General features: G+C 34.6%; 18 protein-coding genes and 1 tRNA gene. 11 read left to right on the top strand and 8 right to left on the bottom strand.

Annotated elements, in window-relative coordinates; all coding sequences use genetic code 11:
* Positions 1-7: 7 nt before the first annotated feature.
* Both PMOB_RS07650 and PMOB_RS07645 read left to right on the top strand, forming a co-directional pair.
* On the top strand, positions 8-2,701 hold the full coding sequence (locus tag PMOB_RS07650) for a glycoside hydrolase family 38 N-terminal domain-containing protein (RefSeq protein ID WP_012209291.1): 2,694 nt from the start codon (positions 8-10) through the stop codon (positions 2,699-2,701).
* Positions 2,702-2,740: 39 nt separating this feature from the next.
* Positions 2,741-3,571: a carbon-nitrogen hydrolase family protein gene (locus tag PMOB_RS07645; protein WP_012209290.1), complete on the top strand. Its 831-nt coding sequence runs from the start codon at positions 2,741-2,743 to the stop codon at positions 3,569-3,571.
* A 48-nt stretch (positions 3,572-3,619) separates the two neighbouring features.
* Here PMOB_RS07645 and fliS read toward each other — a convergent pair whose 3' ends face one another.
* Positions 3,620-4,057, bottom strand: a complete 438-nt coding sequence (gene fliS / locus PMOB_RS07640) for a flagellar export chaperone FliS (protein ID WP_012209289.1) — start codon at positions 4,055-4,057, stop codon at positions 3,620-3,622.
* 5 nt (positions 4,058-4,062) lie between these two features.
* Positions 4,063-4,677, bottom strand: coding sequence for a hypothetical protein (locus PMOB_RS07635; RefSeq protein ID WP_012209288.1), 615 nt, complete (start codon positions 4,675-4,677; stop codon positions 4,063-4,065).
* A 257-nt stretch (positions 4,678-4,934) separates the two neighbouring features.
* Between PMOB_RS07635 and PMOB_RS07630 the strand changes: the two genes are divergently transcribed.
* The 9 genes from PMOB_RS07630 (at position 4,935) to PMOB_RS07590 (ending at position 16,108) form a co-directional block, all read left to right on the top strand.
* The gene (locus PMOB_RS07630) at positions 4,935-6,176 is read left to right on the top strand and encodes an aminopeptidase P family protein (protein WP_012209287.1); all 1,242 of its coding nucleotides are present in this window, start codon (positions 4,935-4,937) and stop codon (positions 6,174-6,176) included.
* Entirely contained in the window at positions 6,176-6,667 is a 492-nt protein-coding gene (gene ruvC, locus PMOB_RS07625; RefSeq protein ID WP_012209286.1) for a crossover junction endodeoxyribonuclease RuvC, read from the top strand. The genes PMOB_RS07630 and ruvC overlap by 1 nt, the downstream gene beginning before the upstream one ends.
* On the top strand, positions 6,654-10,820 hold the full coding sequence (locus PMOB_RS07620; protein ID WP_012209285.1) for a PolC-type DNA polymerase III: 4,167 nt from the start codon (positions 6,654-6,656) through the stop codon (positions 10,818-10,820). Before ruvC ends, PMOB_RS07620 begins: the two co-directional genes overlap by 14 nt.
* Before the next feature lie 5 nt (positions 10,821-10,825).
* Positions 10,826-11,896 carry a hypothetical protein gene (locus PMOB_RS07615; RefSeq protein ID WP_012209284.1) on the top strand — a complete coding sequence of 357 codons (1,071 nt, stop codon included), beginning with the start codon at positions 10,826-10,828 and terminating at the stop codon, positions 11,894-11,896.
* Between the two features lie 134 nt (positions 11,897-12,030).
* The gene (gene epsC / locus PMOB_RS11050; protein ID WP_012209283.1) at positions 12,031-12,642 is read left to right on the top strand and encodes a serine O-acetyltransferase EpsC; all 612 of its coding nucleotides are present in this window, start codon (positions 12,031-12,033) and stop codon (positions 12,640-12,642) included.
* Positions 12,643-12,728: 86 nt separating this feature from the next.
* Positions 12,729-13,619: a cysteine synthase A gene (cysK, locus tag PMOB_RS07605; protein WP_012209282.1), complete on the top strand. Its 891-nt coding sequence runs from the start codon at positions 12,729-12,731 to the stop codon at positions 13,617-13,619.
* Between the two features lie 79 nt (positions 13,620-13,698).
* On the top strand, positions 13,699-14,928 hold the full coding sequence (gene clpX, locus PMOB_RS07600; RefSeq protein ID WP_012209281.1) for an ATP-dependent Clp protease ATP-binding subunit ClpX: 1,230 nt from the start codon (positions 13,699-13,701) through the stop codon (positions 14,926-14,928).
* Positions 14,925-15,938 (top strand): tRNA (adenosine(37)-N6)-threonylcarbamoyltransferase complex transferase subunit TsaD, encoded by a 1,014-nt coding sequence (gene tsaD / locus PMOB_RS07595; protein ID WP_012209280.1) that lies wholly within the window; start codon positions 14,925-14,927, stop codon positions 15,936-15,938. The genes clpX and tsaD overlap by 4 nt, the downstream gene beginning before the upstream one ends.
* A 79-nt stretch (positions 15,939-16,017) precedes the next feature.
* A tRNA-Ser gene (locus PMOB_RS07590) sits at positions 16,018-16,108 on the top strand.
* A gap of 50 nt (positions 16,109-16,158) precedes the next feature.
* On the opposite strand, the gene PMOB_RS07585 is transcribed toward PMOB_RS07590, so the two are convergent.
* The 6 genes from PMOB_RS07585 to buk form a co-directional block, all read right to left on the bottom strand.
* Positions 16,159-16,701 (bottom strand): 2-oxoacid:acceptor oxidoreductase family protein, encoded by a 543-nt coding sequence (locus PMOB_RS07585; RefSeq protein WP_012209279.1) that lies wholly within the window; start codon positions 16,699-16,701, stop codon positions 16,159-16,161.
* A 61-nt stretch (positions 16,702-16,762) separates the two neighbouring features.
* Positions 16,763-17,518 (bottom strand): thiamine pyrophosphate-dependent enzyme, encoded by a 756-nt coding sequence (locus PMOB_RS07580; RefSeq protein WP_012209278.1) that lies wholly within the window; start codon positions 17,516-17,518, stop codon positions 16,763-16,765.
* Between the two features lie 15 nt (positions 17,519-17,533).
* Positions 17,534-18,598 (bottom strand): 3-methyl-2-oxobutanoate dehydrogenase subunit VorB, encoded by a 1,065-nt coding sequence (locus PMOB_RS07575; RefSeq protein ID WP_012209277.1) that lies wholly within the window; start codon positions 18,596-18,598, stop codon positions 17,534-17,536.
* Positions 18,599-18,603: 5 nt separating this feature from the next.
* Positions 18,604-18,837 (bottom strand): 4Fe-4S dicluster domain-containing protein, encoded by a 234-nt coding sequence (locus tag PMOB_RS07570; RefSeq protein ID WP_012209276.1) that lies wholly within the window; start codon positions 18,835-18,837, stop codon positions 18,604-18,606.
* Positions 18,838-19,072: 235 nt separating this feature from the next.
* Positions 19,073-19,753 (bottom strand): P-loop NTPase family protein, encoded by a 681-nt coding sequence (locus PMOB_RS07565; RefSeq protein ID WP_012209275.1) that lies wholly within the window; start codon positions 19,751-19,753, stop codon positions 19,073-19,075.
* A 17-nt stretch (positions 19,754-19,770) separates the two neighbouring features.
* The gene (buk, locus tag PMOB_RS07560) at positions 19,771-20,838 is read right to left on the bottom strand and encodes a butyrate kinase (protein WP_012209274.1); all 1,068 of its coding nucleotides are present in this window, start codon (positions 20,836-20,838) and stop codon (positions 19,771-19,773) included.
* Positions 20,839-20,841: the final 3 nt, after the last annotated feature.

The raw sequence follows: 20,841 nt of genomic DNA, 5'->3' as shown, positions 1-20,841 counted from the left end.
CGAAGAGATGTACTACATCATTTCACACACTCATTGGGATAGAGAATGGTTCGCTCCCACTGACGCAACAAAAAAAATGTTACCAAGTTTATTTCAAAAACTCTTCCAGTTAATTGATAATAATCCTGAATACAAATTCGTGTTAGATGGGCAAATGTTGCTGGTGAAAGATTATCTAAGCAATTTTCAAGGAGAAGAACGAAAAAAAGCAGAAGACGAATTGAAAAAATACTCTAAAAACATAGCTTTTGGGCCATACTACGGACAAATTGATTGGAGAGTCTCTGAAGAAAGCTCAATTAGAAATATTATATTGGGTAATCAGGAAGCTAAAAAGTTTGGAAATATTATGAAGATAGGTTGGTTATTGGATAATTTTGGCTTTTTGTCTCAAGTTGCACAAATTAATTCTCAATGTGAAATAGAAAGTTGTTTCCTCTGGAGAGGTTTAAAAATGAAATTTCCAAAAATTGGGTTTACTTGGAGCAGTCCTGATGGTAGCAAAATTCATGGAATATATTTACTAGATAGTTATAGGAATATCATGAGGTTGAAAGATTATCCAGAAGTTATGGAAAAAAGATTGGAGTTGGAAATTAACAAGCTAAAAAAATATTCAAAAACTAATTACCTTCCTTTACTAAATGGATACGACCTGGACCCTGTGCCAGAAGATCCCACTGATGGAGAATTAAAAACAGTTTTTCCAGATGAGTTTATAAAAGAGTATTTTAACCAAGAAGACCCATCTTTAATTGGAGAATACGTTGGTGAACTCATGGATGGAAGTATTGTTTCGGTATTTCCTGGTAGTTTATCAACAAGACAGTATTTAAAAATTATGAATTGGCATTCTGAATATATCCTCTCTAAAGTATTAGAGCCGTTAATTGCTATCGTAGATAATTCTGAATACGATAAAGAGATACAAAAGGCTTGGGAATATTTAGTGATGAACTTAGTCCACGACAGCATAGGCGGAGTAGGAGTAGATCAGATTCATGAAGACATGGAAGAAAGATACAATAAAATTAAAGAGATTTTTGAATCAACTTTAAATAAAGTTTTGGATAAGGTAGATCAGGTTTTACCTTTAGGTTACACTTGCCTAAATTTGAATCCTCAGGAATTGCCTGTATTATTTGAAAATAAAGAAACCCTTTATAGATTTTCTGCACCATCAGGTATTTTATCAAAAGTTGATTTAAAAAAGTATAAAGTAAGATATTGGGAAAAACCCATAAATAGTTTTCATTGGGAGAACAAACATTTCAAAGCCATCGTCGAAAATGGGAAACTTCATATTAAAAAGGAAAATAAGGATTATTTAATCAAACCAGTTTTGGTAGAAGACAAGGGTGATGAATACTCTTCTGCCTTTGATAAAGAACTGAACTTAACTTTCTCAGGAATGAGATTGAAAGCACGATCAGATAACTACTCCAAAATAGCTCTTGATTTTACCAGTAAAGAAGTTGATTTCACCCTTTCTTTGACATTTTCAGAATTGCCCTATATCAACATCGAAATTGAATCTTTGGGAAAAGGATCAGATTATGGATTACTTTTATCCTTAATCGGAGGTGGAGATATAAATGCCGGTGCTCCTTTTGATTCTGTAAAAAGACCATACGAAATAAAATATGAGGAACCTGAAGAAGAAATGAAAAAGTTTTTAGTTGCTGCAAGAGAAATCGCTTTTAATAACGTTTTTCCTATGAAGGACTACGTTGGTTTAGAAAAGGATGACTATTTTGCAGCCTTTATGGCAAAAGGGATTTATAGTTATACCACACATTCTACGACATCCTTGACCCCGTCTGGGGCGTTTTCTTCAAAAAAAGCTGTTTCTTTAATTTTATTAAGATCCGTAAGTTGGCTTTCTCTCGAAAACGTAAAAGGAAGAATTGGAGATGCCGGTCCCGTAATGTATACTCCTGGAGCAGAAGTAAAAAGAAAAATGAAAATCGAGACCGCCTTTTGTATATCACCAAAAAATGATTTTTTGAAATACAAAAATTCCTTTATCAATCCACCTTTATTGTTTTATAAACATATTAATAATTCAAGCTTAGAAAACCAGGCCAGGGTGGTTCATAAATTCTATTCTTCAGTGGACGAAAATATAGAATTTGTGAATATGAAACCCTCAATAGACAAAGAAGGGATGACTCTACGGTTTTTTAATCCTACTCACAAGAAAAAAGAGATAAGATTACCTCAAAAAGCAATAAAAACCGATTTGTTAGAGAACGAATTAGAAGAATTTGATGGGACGATCAAGCCAAAAGAGATATTAACGTTAAAAATACCTAAGCTATCTTTAAATACTTTTTCTGATGATCAAGGCTCAAAAGTTAACATCGTATATCCTAAATTTACGTGGGATATCTCTGAAGATCTTTCAAAACCGGATATAAGTATAATAAATAAAATGGAAAGAGAAGTCAGAGATCTTAAAGAACAAATAAAGGATGTAGATAAGAAAATAAAGGAAACTCAAGGTATTAGTAGATACGAATTGCATTTTGAAAAGTATAAATTAATGAGAAAAGCGTTAGAATTAGAGTTATCCTCGTTATATAACAGATCTAAAATTGAACGTGTGGATTCTTCAAAAATAGAACATATAATTGTAAAGTTGAACGATGTAAGAATAAAAAGAAGGGGAATAGAGTTTTTACTAGCCACTCTCAAATAGTTTCACATCCATACACATTATACAGTGGGGGACATCATTATGAAAAAAATATTTGGTTTAGTACAATTAAATTCAAAATTGAACGACAAAGGAACAAACCTTAAAAAGTTAGATTCATTGATTTCAAAAGAAGTAAAAAAGGCGGATTTATACATTCTACCAGAGTTTTTTAACATAGGATACGATCTTGAAAGTATTAACAATTACGCTGAAAATCTTGCCGAAATTATACCTGACGGAGAAACAACTCAAGAAGTTGTAAGAATAGCAAAAAAATACAACATCTCTATTGTTGCAAACATTTTAGAAAAAGACCCTTTAATAATTGGCAAGTATTACGATACCTCGATTTTAATAGATGAATCAGGTAAATTACTTGGTAAGTATAGAAAAATCTTTGTTTTTCCAAAAGAAAAGTTTAGACTTTCCGAAGGAACGTCTATTGAGATAATAGATTGGAAGGGTATAAAAATAGGTTTATCAATTTGTTATGATCATGCCTTTCCTGAATTATATAGGATAATGGCACTTAGAGGGGCACAAATACTAATAATTACATCTGCTGTTCCAAAAGGTTTTGAAAAATTAGTAGAAGTAAGAACATCCGCTCGAGCACAAGATAATCAATTGTTTGCAATCGGTGTAAACGCCGTTGGTAAGCCCTCTGAAGATTCGATCCCTTTCTGTGGAAATTCCATAGCTGTAGATCCGCACGGGGATACCCTAATTAAATTGGGAGACGAAGAAGACGTCATTGCAAAAGTAAGTATAGATACCGATAAAATTCTTGAAGAAAGGCTTTTGGAGCCATCACTTCACGAAATAAAGATGTTGAAGATCTACGATGGGATAGATTTCAGAATTGATTAAACAAAAACCCTCCAAACTCGCTTATGATTTTGGAGGGTTTTTGAATTTTTAATATTGAAGATCAAATTTAGGGTCGACGGATTTGGCATTTAACTCTCGAGAAGTTTTGACTTCTTTTTTCAAAATCTCTTTCCAAGTATCTAAGAGCTCTTGTAGAAAAGATCTTACTTCTTTTAAAATTTCAGTATCTTTTTTGGTATTTGATTCTAACAATCTTTGATACATGTAATTGTATAGTGCTCTGAGATTTTTAGCAATCTCTCCACCTTTTTCAAGATTCAAAGAAACGTTGAGTTCTGTGACTATGTCTTCAACTCTTATGATCTGTTTATTGGCCTCGGAAAAATTTTTGTTTTCAATAGCTTTTATTGCCTTATTTATTCTTTCGATCGAATTTTGATACAAAAGTTCGACTAACTTTGCAGGACTAGCTGTTTTTATACTGTTTTCAAAATAATAGTTAGCGTTTTGATTATTATTGTACATTCAAATTACACCCCTTTTTTCTCAAGAGTTTTTTGAGCATTTTTTAAAATTGTTTCAAAGGTAGACAAAACTTCACTGAAATCAAATTCAATGATGTCTGAAAGCTCCAAATAATCTTGTTCACCTTGAGATCTAATTATATCTTGGACAACATTTTGTACGTCGTCTAAGTCCCCTGGGTTGTAAAAATCTTCCTCGCTGAAAGCTCGTGTTTGTTCTATGACGTCTAATAGTGCTTGCAAACCTTCTGCAATACTGTTAAGCATTTTATGCCCTTCGTTCGTATTAAGCAAAACTTCTTTTGAAACCCTTTCTAAATTTTCCCTAACCTTACTAATATATTCAAGTGATTGGGAGATAAGATCGAACAAAACTTCTTTTTTTGATGTGAATTCCAACTCTACCTCTTCTCCACCTTCAAAGAAAGAATCCTTTATTTCATCGTAATAATTCAAAGGAATTTCTTTTTCATTGATGGTTATTTTAGTTAAAACGCCTTTCGTTTTGTTAATATAGTCTTGTACCATTTCTTCAAAAGTACTGTACTTATCTACTGGAATATCTAAATTATCAGTTTTTACACCACTTATTTTTAACTTTATATTCTCATCATCAAACATTGTACTCACTCCTTTTTTAGATTAACTTCTAGTATATAATCGTCTAAAAAAGTTATTTCTTTAAATAAAAGTATGATATTTTAATGATATAATAAAAAGAGTGGATTTAAAACTTTTGCAGCTTTGTGCAAAATGGTTCTTTATAATGATTTAGAAACAATTTCCAAATTCTCGTTTGCTACGCAAACGATGTTCTGCGAAATTAGGGGTTCTTAAGGGGGAATCCCCTTAACGCCCCCGGATTAGGAGGGGTCAATATGGCTGATGTGAAAAGTAGAAGAGAGAAAATAAGCAGCAGTTTGGAAGAAGGTTCGATGTTGATTCTTTACTCAGGAAAGAGTCCAGTAAAAAGCGCAGACGAAACCTATAGCTTTACTCCGGATCGAAACTTCTATTATTTTACTGATTTAGATATAGAAAACGCTTATTTAGTAATTCACAAAACCGAATCAAAAACAGTTGAAAAACTATTCATAGAAAGAAACGATCCAAAGTTAGCTAGGTGGGTTGGTGAAAAACCAAGCAAAGAACATTGTTCTAAGTTTAGTAAAATTCAAGAAGAAGATATATCTTTTTTGGATGAATTAAATGGATATATTGGAGACACCTTATCAAGGTTTAACATTAAGAGTCTATATTTGTATTTAAAATCTCCTCATTGGGAAAATTTGACAAAAGAAAAGCTAATTGCTCAAGAAATACAAAGATTATTTCCATATGTCAGTGTAAAAGATGTTTCAGCAAAAATCGCAGAATTGAGAACTATTAAAGATGAAGAAGAAATTAATAATATTAAGAAAGCTATTGAAATTACAAGAGAAGGGATTTTGAACATAATAAAAAATTCAAAACCTGGAATGTACGAGTACGAGCTCGAAGCATATTTCGATTTTTCTTTAAGAAAAAGTGGGGTAAAAGATTTTGCTTTTAAACCAATAGTAGCTTCAGGACCAAACTCTACGATTTTACATTACTCTGCCAACGAACGAAAAACACAAGAGGGCGATTTAGTATTGTTGGACTTGGGGGCACAATATAATTACTATAGTGGGGATATATCAAGAACTTTCCCCATAACTAGACAGTTTTCCCCAAGACAAGCAGAAATTTACCAAATTGTTTTAAATACCCAGAAAGAAGTTCAGTCACAAGTAAAACCAGGTTTGACCCTTTTTGAATTGAATGAAATTGCTAAGACATCGTTAGCAGAAAGTTGTAAAAAAATAGGATTGATTAAAACCGATGAAGAACTTTCAAAATATTATTTTCATTCTGTGAGTCACTTTTTAGGTTTGGATACCCATGACGTAGGAGGTAAGAATATTCCTTTAAAACCAGGAATGGTTATTACCAATGAACCAGGCCTTTATATAGAAGAAGAGGGTATCGGCGTTCGCATAGAAGATGATCTTCTAATAACTGAGAATGGATGCGAAAACTTGTCCAGAGAAATCCCCAAAGAAATAGAAGAAATTGAATGTATTTGGAGTGTACTTTAATGGTAATTTTGGGAATAGATCCCGGCTACGGGAGGATAGGATACGGCGTCCTTGAAAAAAAAGGTAACATGTTCAACTTAATTGATTATGGTGTAATATACACCAGCAAAGAAGACGAACTTCCCAAAAGGTTACTGAACATAGACGAACAGCTTAGAAACTTAATAGAAACCTATAAGCCTGATGAATCTGCTGTAGAAAAATTGTACTTCTTTAAAAACGTTGCAACCGCCATACAGGTAGGAGAGGCTAGAGGTGTTATTCTACTTTGTTTAGAAAAAGAAAATATACCAATTTATGAATACACACCTTTTCAGATAAAACAGGCTGTTACAGGATATGGAAGGGCTGAAAAAGGACAGATTCAAAGGACTTTAAAATTATTATTGAAGTTGGAAAAAACACCAACTCCTGATGATGCAGCAGACGCATTAGCCACGGCTTTTTGTCATGGAAATTTTAGGAGGAGTTTCAAAAATGCAGGATATTAGAAATTTCTTGATGGAAAATGTAGGTTTTGTTCCTTTTGAACTAAGTGGAGAAATCATTGTAAAAGACGAAGAGGCAGAAATCAATTTACAGGATATAGGTAAAGATATCGATGAAGCTTCATTGAAGCTTTTCTTTAGTAGACTTCTCAAGAGAGAAGTCAAAATCTCTTTTACAAATGATGAAGGACCTGAATTTATCGTAAGAAATTGGCAACAGTTGATAATGAATCATCGTTTAAAAGATTATCTAAGACTTTTAAAGCCAGAATATAACCAAAAAAACAAAATAGTATTTAAAACGTACTCACCGATAGTAATAAACAGGCTAACAAAAGAAAAAGAGGAATTGGATAATATTTTATTTAAATATCTCGGTGACAGAATCCCTTATCAAATCATGATAGATGAAAGTTTAAAACCCACTTTTATCGATGATAGTTATCACAGGTCTGATACCGAGGATAGTAACTTGATGTCTAATTCAGATATTTCCAAAAAATTAGATGATACAGAAAGAGTCGTAATTATGGGAAGGGATTTTAAAAAGGTACCACAACCGTTATCGTTACTTCCTTCAAATGAAGGAAGTAACGTGGTAGTTAACGGGAAAATATTTTACAAAGAGTACAATGAAAAAGGTCCTATATCTACTCTTTATATCACTGATAAAAAAAGTTCCGCGGTTGTAAAAACATTTTCTGAAACGGCTAATAATTTAAACAATGAATTAGATGAGGGAGATAACGTATTAATTGAAGGAAGCATTTTTTATGATTCTTTTAGTCATGAATTTGCAATTAGACCTACAAATATAGTTAAGTTAAAAGAAGAAACTCTCGAAAGGAAAGATAACTACCCCACAAAAAGGGTGGAGCTTCATTTGCATTCAAAACTAAGTGCTATGGAAGGTTTACTCGATGTGGGCGAAATAGTGAAGACCATAAAAAATTGGGGCCATAAGGCGGTAGCTATAACTGATTCTGGTGTTGTTCAAAGTATTCCAGAATTTTATGAAAAAGCGGTCGCAGTAGGTATTAAACCAATTTTTGGGATTCAAGCATATGTCGTTGATGAATTTGTAAATATTATAAGTTTGCTGACAAAAGATAAAAAAATAAGTGAAACTGAGTTTGTTGTTTTTGACTTGGAAACCACTGGATTAGAACCTGCCATGAACGAAATTATTGAGATTGGTGCCGTGAAAATAAAGAATATGAAAATCGTGTCTAAGTTTCATCGTTTGGTGAAGCCAAGAAAACCTGTCTCAAACTTTACAAGTAATTTCACAGGTATAACGAATCAGATGCTGGAAGTTGAAAAACCGATAGAGGAAGTCCTACCTCAATTTTTGAGTTTCATAGAAGGTGCGGTTTTAGTTGCACATAACGCAATTTTTGATTACCGTTTTATACGGGAATGGGTTAGAAGAGTTTATAATGAACACTTTGAGCAAACTTATATAGATACCGTAGCCCTTTCAAAATCCTTGTTAACTTTGAAAAGCTATGGCTTGGCTAAGGTAGTTGAGGAGCTAAAACTCGGTAGTTTTGAACACCATAGGGCTCATGAAGACGCTAATATAACCGCTTTGGTGTTTTTAAAACTTATAGAAATGGCAAAATCCCAGAATGTGGAAATGTTGTCTGATCTTGAAAAATTAAAAAAATTCATAGATTTTAAGAGAATCCAACCGAACGATACGACTATTTTGGTCAAAAACAAAACCGGTCTTAAAAACCTTTATAAACTTGTTTCAAATGCCCATGTAAAATATTTTTACAGAGTACCTAGGATTTTAAAAAGTGAACTATCCCGAATGAGAGAAGGTTTGCTTATAGGTAGTAGTGGAACCGAAGATGGAGAAATCTTTCAGACCTATCTCAGAGGTGGATCTCATGATGAAATTATCGAAATCGCCAAATTTTACGATTATCTGGAATTAACTCCATTGGATGCTTTATCAGATAAAACTATTTCAGAAGAACAATTAAAAAAGATCTATCAAGATATATATAACCTTGGTAACGAATTGAACATGCCAGTTGTAATGGTCTCAAACGCTCATTACTTAGATAAAGAAGACCAAATCTTTTACAACGCATTAAAAGTTGGGGAAAAGAGAAAGACTTCTTCTGCACACAGATATTTGCGTACAACTGATGAGATGATAGAAGAAGCTCAAAGAATTTTTGGGGATAAAGAAATTGCCGAGAAAATTGTCATAACCAATACTAATGAGATTGCAGATCAAATAGAAATAATAAAGCCTCTTAGTAACAAACTTCATCCTCCAAAAATAGAGAATGCAGAAGTAGAGATAGAAGAACTTGCGAAGAAAAAAGCGTATGAAATATATGGGAATCCTTTACCAGAAATTGTTGAAAGCCGATTGAATAGAGAACTAGAATCCATCGTAAAACATGGTTATGCGGTACTTTATCTAATTGCCCAAAAAATCGTACAAAAATCTTTAGAAGATGGGTACTTGGTTGGTTCCAGGGGTTCCGTTGGTTCTTCTTTGGTGGCTACTATGTTGGGAATAACTGAGATAAATCCTCTACCTCCTCATTATATATGTCCAAGTTGTAAAAATGTGGAGTTTTTTGATAAAGAGGAAATAGGTTCTGGGTATGATCTTGTCGATAAAAAATGTGAAAAATGTGGAGCAAAAATGAAAAAAGATGGCCAAGATATCCCATTTGAAACATTCATGGGATTTGAAGGTGACAAAATACCCGATATAGATTTGAATTTTTCTGGAGATTACCAAAACATGGCACATAAATACATAGAAAAAATGTTCGGAGAAGATCATGTTTTTCGAGCGGGTACTATATCAACAATTGCAGATAGAACTGCCTTTGGCTTCGCTAAAAAATATTGCGAAGAGCAGGGGATAGTAAAAAATAGTGAAATAATGAGAATAGTCAAGGCGATAACAGGGGTAAAACGAACGACAGGACAACATCCGGGTGGATTAATGATAGTTCCAAAAGAAGAGGAAGTTTACGATTACACACCGATTCAGTTCCCCGCCAATGATAATAAATCAAATGTTCAAACTACTCATTTTGATTACCACGTAATACATAACGATCTTGTAAAGTTAGATGCACTCGGGCACGATGACCCTACATTCATTAAAATGATGTCTGATTTAACTGGGGTAGACCCCATGACTATTCCCATGGACGATAAGAAAACCTTGAGTTTGTTCTCTTCTACAAAAGCATTGAAAATAGACTTAAAAAATGAATTGGGTACAACCGTTGGAACGTTAGGGGTCCCGGAGTTTGGTACTACTTTTGTCAGAATGATGTTGGAAGACACAAGGCCAAAGAGTTTTTCTGAATTGGTAAGAATATCTGGCTTATCACATGGCACCGATGTATGGGCTGGAATAGCTAAAAACTGGATAGACAGGAAGATTGCAACTTTAGACGAGGTAATTTCTTGTAGAGATGATATAATGAATTATTTACTATCCAAAGGCGCTCCACCCAAAAGTGCTTTTTCGATAATGGAAAAGGTGAGAAAAGGCAAAGGTATCGACGAAGAAGACATTGAACTAATGAAAGAATTAAAAGTGCCTGAATGGTTCATCATCTCTTGTCAAAAAATTAAATATCTCTTTCCAAAAGCTCATGCGGCTGCTTACGTTAGTATGGCCTTTAGAATCGCATGGTTTAAAGTTCATTATCCTTTAGCTTTTTATTCTACGTATTTTACCGTCAAAGGTGATGAATTCAACTTAAAAGTCATTTTCTCCGGTAGAGATGCCATCAAAAAAAGGATATTTGAACTGCGTAATATGGATTTGGATGTTCGCAAAAAAAATGAGATGGTCGTATTAGAGTTGGCATTGGAAATGATGCTCAGAGGTTATAATTTTAAAATGGTTGATTTGAACAAGTCTGATTCAAAAAAGTTTTTGATAGATGGAAATTCTCTTGTTGTGCCTTTTATCAAGGTACCTAATCTAGGCGAAAAAGCTGCAGAAAATATTATTAAATCAAGAGAGAGCGGGTTTAAATCCATAGAAGATTTTGCTGCAAAGAGTGGGTGTAACAGAACGAACGTTGAGACTTTAAGGGAATTAGGAGTATTGAAAGACTTGCCAGAAACAAATCAAATGTCACTATTTAAAGGATGAAATAAATGGAAGGTTGGTTGACTTATGGTGAATTAAAAAATATTACAAAACTTCTTGACGCATTCTGTGGTTCCGTTGAACCTTCCTTCAGAAATGCTTACTTTTATTATGACAGGGCTCTCAAAATTTATGCGACAGATGGATGTGCGAAGATATATCTGAATATTACCAAAGAATTCCTTCCGTTTGATGGGGTTGCCTCCGTTCCAATTCAATACTTAAAGGGAATTATAAGGGATACGAAGTTAAAAGATGATTCTTTGGTTAAATTAACTGTAGAAGATAAGCTCATATCCTTTGAAATTCAAGGGATCACATTGAATAGTAAAATCGAAAAGATGGATACCCAACAAATCGAGGTTAGTAGAGAATTTACTTTATTAAGCAAGAAAGAAATAGGATCTTTTCTTAATAAACTTGATTTTGTTTCTGCTTCTGCCAACGAAGGAGATGTCATTGACTTTTTTACGTTCAATGATAACTTAATTTTTGGTTATATGAGTAATTATTATAAATTGAACAGCATCTACGGAAATGTCCGGGAAGAGTTTCATAGAGAAATTCCGTTTATTTCCGCCCGGCATATAGTTAAATCTTTAAACCTTTTGAAAAAAAGTTCTATCCTCGATTTTGGTATAGACAAAAAAGATATTGTATTAAGAATGCCAGGAATATTCATTAAAATATGTTCGTCCATGCCTTCTTACAATAAAAATTTGTTGGTAACCCAAAAGAGCTTTGTCGAAGAAAAAGAGATCAACACAAGGGAATTAAAAAAGGTTTTGTCAAAACTATATGTAACATTTTCTGAAAGTAATATTGCCTATTTACTCTTAAATAAAGGAAACAGCTACATTTACAAAGAAAACAACAATTCAAAAATATCTTTTAAATTGCCCTATTCTTTTGAAAATCAATATTTAATAACGATACATATTAGAAAAATTCGCTCAATTTTATCGAGAATGTCAGAAAATATAATATTTTACTTATCCCCCAAAGAATTAGTTTTGGTAGAAAAGAAAAACGAAAAAAGGGCCAGTTTCTTAGTTCAAGAGTTCAGAAAGTTAACTTAACTAAATTATCTCCCCGAGATAAAGCGTTAACAGTAATTTAGAAAAACATCGTTCTCTTGAAAAGAAATTAGGATATAATTTTGTTGTAATAGCGACAATTTTAGTTATATTTAATTTAGTCGGGGAGGAAATGTATGAGAAGTATTTTAAGTTTCTTTCGGGATTTTGGAAGAATTTTCAAGTCTTTATCAAAAGATTTAGATATGTACGTCGAGAAAGATCCGGTTGCAAAAAACAAGTGGAAGGTATTTTTCACTTCCATCCCTTTTCACGGGTTGATGGCTTACCGTTTTGCTAATTTCTTTTATAGGTACAAGATATATCCTGTTTCTTACATTATATATGTGTTGAGTAAGATAGTACATTCTATGGATATACATCCCGCAGCCTATATTGAACCTGGAGTAGTCATTGACCACGGTTTTGGCGTTGTTATTGGAGAAACTGCGAGCGTTGGTAGCGGGACATTGATCTACCATGGGGTAACTCTGGGAGCTAAAACTGTTACCACCGGAAAAAGACACCCAATAGTTGGTAAAAATGTTATGATCGGTGCTGGAGCTAAAGTTCTTGGACATATATACATAGGAGATGAATCGGTCATTGGCGCTAACTCTGTCGTTTTAATGGATGTGCCGCCTAAATCATTGGCAGTTGGGGTACCGGCAAAAATTAAAAAAATCAATTGTCCCTCTTCTAATTACTATGACTTAAACAATACGATAAACTCGGATTTTGTAATTTAAATGATTCTATTTAAAAACTTTTAACAGTGAAAGATTTTTTGTTGAATCTAATCTGAAATAAAATTAAACATATGGAAGGTGATCTTTTGATTTACACGTCGATAGGGAACACTCCAATTATTACATTATCAAAGATTATTCAACCTGGAAGGGTTTTTGTTAAATTAGAAAAAAATAATCCCGCAGGTAGTGTAAAAGATAGGCCTGCATTTTTTATGATAAGAGATGGTGAAATTAAGAACAAACTTAATGAAAGCCAAAATATAATTGTAGAACCAACGAGTGGAAACACCGGCATAGCTTTGGCAGCAATTGGTAGAAGCAGAGGTTATCGAGTCATATTAACTATGCCTGAAAGTATGAGTGAAGAAAGAAAGAAAATTTTAAAGTTTTTTGGTGCCGAGTTGATACTTACTCCCGCCGATCAAGGAATGAAAGGAGCAATTAACAAAGCTTTAGAGATTGTGAACGAAACAAAAGGGTATATGCCCAATCAGTTCTCAAATCCTGCCAATCCATATTCACATGAAGTAACTACCGGACCTGAAATTATCAAACAGATGGACTATTCTTTGGAAGCTTTTGTTGCAGGAGTAGGAACCGGTGGTACAATAACTGGGGTAGCGAGGGCGTTAAAAAAAGCATTTTCAGAATGTGTTAGAATAGTGGCAGTAGAACCAACCAGTTCACCTGTTATATCTGGAGGTAACCCTGGTAAACATAAGATTCAAGGTATAGGAGCAGGATTCATTCCAGATAATTTGGATCAGAATCTAATCGATGAAGTAATCCAGATAAATGACGAAGAAGCTATTGAAATGACTAAACAACTTGCAAAAGACGAAGGATTGTTTGTAGGGATATCTTCAGGCGCAAATATACTGGCAGCCATCAAATTAGCCGATAGAATGGAAAAAGGCAGAAGAATTGTTACCATTGCCCCCGATAGTGGGGATAAATATATGAGTTTATTGTGAATTTATGTTAACATATACATGGTATAATTAGTCTCGATCTTAAACAGAGTAAAGAAACACAGAACAGGAGGAATTATTGATGTCAGAAAAGTATTGCTCTTTTTGTGGGAAACCAGCAAGCCAAGCAGGGGCTTTAATTGCCGGTCCTAACGGTATTTATATTTGTGACGAGTGTATTAATCTTTTTCAAGAGTTAGTTGAAGAGAATAAAACAAAAAACGGGGAAAAGACTGAAACAAAAGTTAAACCCCTTCCAACTCCACGACAGATAAAATCAGAACTTGATAAATATGTAATTGGTCAAGAAACAGCTAAGAAAATAATTTCTGTTGCTGTTTACAATCATTATAAGAGAATATATTCTTCAAAGAATATCAATGATGTTGAGTTAGATAAATCTAACGTTTTATTGATCGGTCCCACAGGTACTGGAAAGACTTTGATCGCTCAAACTTTGGCTCGGATATTAGATGTTCCCTTTGCCATTGCAGATGCTACCACTTTGACTGAAGCTGGATACGTTGGAGAAGATGTTGAAAACGTTATACTGAGGCTTTTGCAAGCTTGTGATTATGATGTAAAAAAAGCTGAAAAAGGGATAATTTATATCGATGAAATTGATAAAATATCAAGGAAATCGCCAAACCCATCAATCACCAGGGACGTTTCTGGTGAAGGAGTGCAACAGGCACTACTTAAAATTGTTGAAGGGACTTTAGCAAACGTTCCCCCTCAAGGAGGAAGAAAACATCCTTACCAAGAATTTATCCAAATAGATACCTCAAAGATTCTTTTTATTGCAGGAGGGGCGTTTGACGGTTTGACAGACATAATAAAACACAGGGTAAAGGATTCTTCTTTAGGATTTGGAGCCGACATAAAAAGTAACAACAAACAGAGAGATGGTGAGGTCTTAAAAAATATTGTCCAAGATGATCTTATTAAGTATGGGTTAATTCCAGAATTTGTTGGTAGGTTCCCTGTCGTTGCAACCCTCAACGATTTGGATGAAGAAGACCTCATTAAGATCGCCATGGAGCCAAAGAATGCTTTATTCAAACAATATCAAAAGATGTTGGAAATAGAAGGTATAAAGCTAGAAATTACTGCTGAAGCTATGAAAGAGATATGTTCGCAAGCCTTGAAACGAGGCACGGGTGCAAGGGCTTTAAAAACAATATTTGAAGAGATAATGCTCGATGTAATGTATGAAGCTCCGGAGATAAAAAATAAAATTAATAAAATTGTTATAGATGAAGAGGTAGTAACTAAGAAAAAACCAGCCGTGAAAAGGAAAGAAAGCGCTTGAACATATTAGAAAGTGAAAAAGATCCAATCATTTTTGGAATAGAAACATCTTGTGATGAAACGGCTGTGGCGATATTAAAAGGTAAAGATCAACTGCTTTCTAATTTAGTTAATTCACAGATCGATGTTCATAAGGTATTTGGAGGAGTTGTACCAGAAGTTGCCGCTCGAAAACATGTCGAAGTTTTGTACAAACTAAGTTTGAAAGCCTTCGAAGAGGCACAAATTACCCCAAACGACATAGATGCAGTTAGTGTATCTTTCGGCCCTGGATTAATCGGGGCTTTACTTATCGGGGTGAGTTTTGCTAAGGGGATGTCTTTGTCCTTGGGGAAACCGTTAATTGGTGTAAATCATTTAATGGGGCATATATACGCTAACTTTCTCGATTTCCCAAATCTGAAACCTCCTTTTGTCACATTATTAGTTTCCGGTGGACATACAGCAATTTTGCTGGTTAAAGATTATTTAGACTTTGAAATAATAGGGGAAACACGTGATGATGCGGCAGGAGAAGCCTTTGATAAAGTCGCCAGGATTTTGGATTTGGGTTATCCAGGAGGACCAGTTATAGATGAAATTTCAAAAAAGGCTCAAAAATTGTACGATTTTCCTAGACCCTTGTACGATAAAGAATACGACTTTTCTTTTTCTGGCTTAAAAACATCTGTTTTGTATTTTGTAAGAGATTATCCGCAGGCAAAAAAAGAAGATATAGCCGCTTCATTTCAAGAAGCGATAATAGACACCCTTGTTCATAAAGTTACTAAATTTGCGATTAAAGAAAATATAAAAGATATTGTAATAGCAGGGGGAGTTGCTGCAAACTCCCTGTTGAGAGAAAAATTGAATGCTTTTAAAGACAAATTGAATATCTATTATCCAAGACAATCGTTATGTACTGATAATGCAGCAATGATATGCCGGGCTGGATACGAAAAATATGTAAGAAACATGTTTGATACGTTAGAGTTGGATGTTGTTCCTAATTTGGGATTATCTAAAATATAACGACATTTAGTTTTGTGGATGGTTGACGGTAAGGGATTATTATGATATAATAACTTTCGGAAAAGTTAATAACTATTATGGAGAGATGGCCGAGTGGTCGAAGGCGCACGCCTGGAGAGCGTGTGACGGTTAAAAGCTGTCCGTGGGTTCAAATCCCACTCTCTCCGCCATTAAAAATAATAAATGCTGGAAAATTCCCAGCATTTATTATATTATTTTCTTATTTTACAGTTTCTTTCATTCCTGCTTTTATTGCTTTTAAATTTATTTCTAGCAATTTTCCCTTTTTCCCTGTCAACTTTTCTTTCAACGCTTCTTCTACGGCTTCAAAGCTTACCGCTTGAGTTGCTTTTAAGTAAGCTCCAAGCATAACCATATTTAAAACTTTTAAATTCCCAAGCTCGTCTGCTATTTCATTGGCTGGTACTTTTACTAACTGTATGTCTTTTCTTTCTGGTTTCCTATCGATCACAGAAGAGTTGATCAACAATAGCCCATTCTCTTTCAATGTTTTTTCAAACTTTATCATAGACGGAATATTGAAGGCAGCAACTTCATTTGGTTCGTCTAAAACTGGCGAGGCAATGTATTCATCAGAGATTATTACCGTACAGTTAGCTGTTCCACCTCGCATTTCAGGTCCGTAGGATGGAAGCCATGTGGTATATTTTCCATCAATCATAGCCGCTAAAGAAATTATCTGACCGAAAAGCATGACACCTTGTCCACCAAAGCCGGCGGCTATTAATCCATGGTATGACATAAAAACACCTCCATTTATTTATTCCCTTTGATATTTGTAAGAACAAGGGAATATAAGATGATTAGCGAACTTCTCCAACTTTATCAACATATACACCTAAAGGGAACTCTTTTACCATATTATCTTCCAACCACTTCATAGATTCTATGGGTGTTAATCCCCAATTAGTGGGACATGTTGATAAAACTTCAACTAAACCAAAACCTATATTATTGAGTTGAGCATAAAAAGCCTTTTTTAAATACTTTTTTGTTTTTATTACGTCTTGTGGAGTTGTAACTTTTGTACGAGCTAGAAACGCCACTCCTGACAATTCTTTTAGAACTTCTGAAACATGAATGGGATACCCTTCAATATTTTCTCTTCTTCCATATGGGGTAGTTGTAGTTTTCATTCCTAAAAGGGTAGTTGGTGCCATTTGCCCTCCTGTCATACCGTATATAGCATTGTTTATAAAAATGGTTGTAATACGTTCTCCTCTGTTTGCTGCATGTATTATTTCTGCGGTTCCAATAGCTGCTAAATCACCGTCTCCTTGGTATGTAAAAACAACATTATCTGGGCTGGCTCTTTTAATACCAGTAGCTACGGCAGGTGCCCTTCCGTGAGCTGCTACAGTGCCATCTACATCAAAAAATTCGTAAGCAAATACGGAACATCCAACAGGTGCAACCATTATAGTTTTCCCTTGTATGTCAAGTTCGTCTATTACTTCAGCGATCAATCTATGAACAATTCCGTGAGAACATCCTGGGCAATATGTAAACTCTTTTCCACTTAATGATGTTGGTGCTTTAAACCTTTCTGCATAGGCCATTAACTTCACCTTCTTTTAAATTATTTCCATTAATTTTGCCAATACTTCTCCCGGGGTTGGAATTATACCGCCTGTTCTTCCATAAAATTCTACAGGCTTTTTTCCGTTGACTGCCAGTCTTACATCTTCCACCATCTGACCAAAACTCATTTCTACTGTGAAGAACAATTTAGCGTTTTCAGCGTATCTTCCTAATTCTTCATATGGAAAGGGCCATAAACTTATTGGGCGAAATACCCCCGCTTTTACGCCTTTTTCTCTGGCACTATCTGCAACTGATTTTACTATTCTTCCCATCGTCCCATAGGCAACCAACACAATTTCCGCATCGTTTAATTTGTATTCTTCAAATAGTTTTTCTTCTTTTACTATTGTTTTGTATTTTTCATGTCTTTGAATATTCATTTTTTCTAATTTCACAGGGTCCAAATCAAAAGATGTAACTCTGTGTACTTCTCGCTGCATTTTTGTTCCAGTCAATGCCCAATCCGAATGATCGGGTAAAGTGTTTAGATTTTTAAAGCTAGGAAATGAAACTGGCTCCATCATTTGACCAAGTAATCCATCTGTTAACACTAACACTGGGATTCTGTACTTATCGGCTACATCGAAAGCACGAATGGTCAATTCAACAGCTTCTTGAAGGGATTCAGGACCATATACGATCAATTTATAATCGCCATGTCCGCCCCCTTTTGTGGCTTGAAAATAGTCTGATTGCGCTGGTTGAATATCTCCTAAGCCAGGTCCTCCTCTCATCACGTTTACAAAAACGCATGGGAGTTCAGCCCCTGCTATGTAAGAAACCCCTTCTTGCATTAAAGAGAATCCAGGAGAAGAAGTGGAGGTCATAACCCTTTTTCCGGTGCTAGCTGCTCCATATATCATATTTGCCACGGCAACTTCACTTTCAGCTTGTAAAAAAGTCCCATTTACTTCAGGTAATCTTCTTGCCATGTATTCTGTTAATTCACTTTGAGGAGTAATTGGGTAACCAAAATATAATCTACATCCTGCTCTTATTGCAGCTTCACCTATTGCTTCTGTACCCTTAACCATAACTTTTTCGGTTTTTTCCATAAAAATCAACTCCTTGCCTTTTCTAGTACTTTTACAGTTATACATACATCGGGACACATTTGATAGCAAAAACCGCATCCTATACAATTTTCGATGTTTTTAACTTGTGCTGGATGATACCCTTTGTTGTTGTACCCTTTAGAAAATTCAAGGACATCTTTGGGACAAGCTTGAATACAGAGACCGCACCCTTTGCACCTTTCTTTATCGATATCAATTGCAAACTTTGTCTCTTTCATCGTTTTCCCTCCAATCATTTATTGGCATTAAGGGGGGTACCCCCTTAAGAACCCCCAAATTTAAATTTATCCCAAAAAAACTTTTTGCACAGAGCTGCAAAAGGGGATACCCCCTTAAGAACCCCCAAATTTAAATTTATCCCAAAAAAACTTTTTGCACAGAGCTGCAAAAGCGTAGCAAACGAGATTTTGGGAGACATTTCTAAAGCATTGCAAACAAACTATTTTGCACAGATCAGCAAAAACCATAGTTCCCAAAAAATCTTTGAATCACAAATTTTTCAAACTTAGTGTTTATCTTATCCTCTAAATCTCTAGTTACTACTGTAAATTTGATGGGAATATTTGTTATGTTGGATACTTCTCCTATTATGTTTTCTCCTTCTTCTATGATTTCTTTAGTTGTTTCATTTTGAATGTTTGAATTTACAACTAAATAATTTATTTTTAATCGTGAACTATTTTCTAGAGATTGCAAATTTTTTATTATATATTCCTTAGTATCCATAAAAGGTCTTCTCGTGTTGATTACAAAATACAGAGCACATTTTGCATTATCTATATAATTTTTTAAAGATCCTAAAACTTTTACACCATCTTCGTTTCCCCCGACGTCTATTACCGTTTTATAATCTTGGTTTGTTATGTATCCTCCTATCTCACCAGGTACAATGGGAACGTCTGCATGCATGTATTTTTCTGGGGGAGCGATTACCTTAATATCTTTTCGATTCAATTCTTCAATTTTATCTCTTACCCGAAAATACGGGCTTATTATATCCAAATCCGCAATTGCTACATTCTTGTTCTCTTTTTTTAATTCCAAGGCTACGTTCATAGAAACTTCCGTTTTTCCAGAACCAAACATCCCAACAAAAATATGAACTTGATAATCTTTTAATAAATTTTTCAACATGTATTTAGAGCTCCTTATTAGTACGTTTTTGCTTGTTCTTCTTTTTTTAATACTCTAAGCGCCGCTAAGGCTAAGGCTTTTTCTTCGTCTCCTCCAGGAAACACATACACTGGGGCGATGAAACTTACTTTTTCTTTTATTTGAGGAACAAGAAACTCATTTTCGTATGCCATTCCGCCAGTTAAAGCTATGGCATCAACGTCAAAATTCAAAACTGCTGACATTTTACCTATCCATTTAACGATTTGATGTATCAACCCAGAATATACTAATTCGGCTTTTTTATCCCCGTTTTTTATTCTTTTTACGACCTCTCTCACATCGTTAGTACCTAAATAAGCAATTAACCCTCCATTACCTTTTATGAACTTTCTTATTTCACCTTCAGAATACTTTCCTGAGTAGCAAAGGTCTATAAACCCAACAAGGGGCAACGTCCCAGATCTTTCGGGGGTGAAAGGGCCATCTCCATCAAGGGCATTGTTCACATCAATTACCCTGCCTTTTTTGTGTGCTCCGATGGATATCCCCCCGCCCATATGAACAACGATGAGATTCAAGTCATAATAATCACGGCCTAATTTTTCACTGAGCGATCTTGCTACTGCTTTTTGATTTAAAGCATGAAAAATCGATTTTCTTTGAAAGAAAGGGTGACCTGAAACTCTTGCTATATCTTCCATCTCATCCACCACAACGGGATCGGCTATGTAAGCTTTTACACCAATCTGTTCAGCTAGTTCGTTTGCTATAAGAGCCCCTAAATTTGATTCGTGTTCTCCGTATTTGGCTTTTTGTAACTCTTCTAACATCTGATCAGTTATTTCATAAGTTCCACTTGGTATAGGTCTTAAGAGTCCTCCGCGCCCAATGATGGCTGAAAAACTGTGTAAGTTTATTCCTTCTTCATTCAAAAACTGTAAAATCGTATTCTTCCTCAATTCGTATTGATCGGCAACAGTCTTGTATTTTTTCAATTCGTTCACATCGTGATCTATGACTTTTTTTAGCCTTTGATTTTCATCTTCATAAACAGCAATTTTAGTCGATGTGGACCCTGGATTTATAACGAGAATTTTATACATATG

The sequence above is a fragment of the Petrotoga mobilis SJ95 genome, from assembly GCF_000018605.1.
Taxonomy (GTDB): domain Bacteria; phylum Thermotogota; class Thermotogae; order Petrotogales; family Petrotogaceae; genus Petrotoga; species Petrotoga mobilis.
Note: the sequence above shows the minus strand (reverse complement) of the source record. Positions and strands in the feature narration are given on the sequence as shown.

Coding starts and splice junctions, on each gene's coding strand:
- PMOB_RS07650 (WP_012209291.1), top strand. CDS start 8: ATGTACTACATCATTTCACACACTCATTGGGATAGAGAATGGTTCGCT.
- PMOB_RS07645 (WP_012209290.1), top strand. CDS start 2,741: ATGAAAAAAATATTTGGTTTAGTACAATTAAATTCAAAATTGAACGAC.
- fliS (WP_012209289.1), bottom strand. CDS start 4,057: ATGTACAATAATAATCAAAACGCTAACTATTATTTTGAAAACAGTATA.
- PMOB_RS07635 (WP_012209288.1), bottom strand. CDS start 4,677: ATGTTTGATGATGAGAATATAAAGTTAAAAATAAGTGGTGTAAAAACT.
- PMOB_RS07630 (WP_012209287.1), top strand. CDS start 4,935: ATGGCTGATGTGAAAAGTAGAAGAGAGAAAATAAGCAGCAGTTTGGAA.
- ruvC (WP_012209286.1), top strand. CDS start 6,176: ATGGTAATTTTGGGAATAGATCCCGGCTACGGGAGGATAGGATACGGC.
- PMOB_RS07620 (WP_012209285.1), top strand. CDS start 6,654: ATGCAGGATATTAGAAATTTCTTGATGGAAAATGTAGGTTTTGTTCCT.
- PMOB_RS07615 (WP_012209284.1), top strand. CDS start 10,826: ATGGAAGGTTGGTTGACTTATGGTGAATTAAAAAATATTACAAAACTT.
- epsC (WP_012209283.1), top strand. CDS start 12,031: ATGAGAAGTATTTTAAGTTTCTTTCGGGATTTTGGAAGAATTTTCAAG.
- clpX (WP_012209281.1), top strand. CDS start 13,699: ATGTCAGAAAAGTATTGCTCTTTTTGTGGGAAACCAGCAAGCCAAGCA.
- PMOB_RS07585 (WP_012209279.1), bottom strand. CDS start 16,701: ATGTCATACCATGGATTAATAGCCGCCGGCTTTGGTGGACAAGGTGTC.
- PMOB_RS07580 (WP_012209278.1), bottom strand. CDS start 17,518: ATGGCCTATGCAGAAAGGTTTAAAGCACCAACATCATTAAGTGGAAAA.
- PMOB_RS07575 (WP_012209277.1), bottom strand. CDS start 18,598: ATGGAAAAAACCGAAAAAGTTATGGTTAAGGGTACAGAAGCAATAGGT.
- PMOB_RS07570 (WP_012209276.1), bottom strand. CDS start 18,837: ATGAAAGAGACAAAGTTTGCAATTGATATCGATAAAGAAAGGTGCAAA.
- PMOB_RS07565 (WP_012209275.1), bottom strand. CDS start 19,753: ATGTTGAAAAATTTATTAAAAGATTATCAAGTTCATATTTTTGTTGGG.
- buk (WP_012209274.1), bottom strand. CDS start 20,838: ATGTATAAAATTCTCGTTATAAATCCAGGGTCCACATCGACTAAAATT.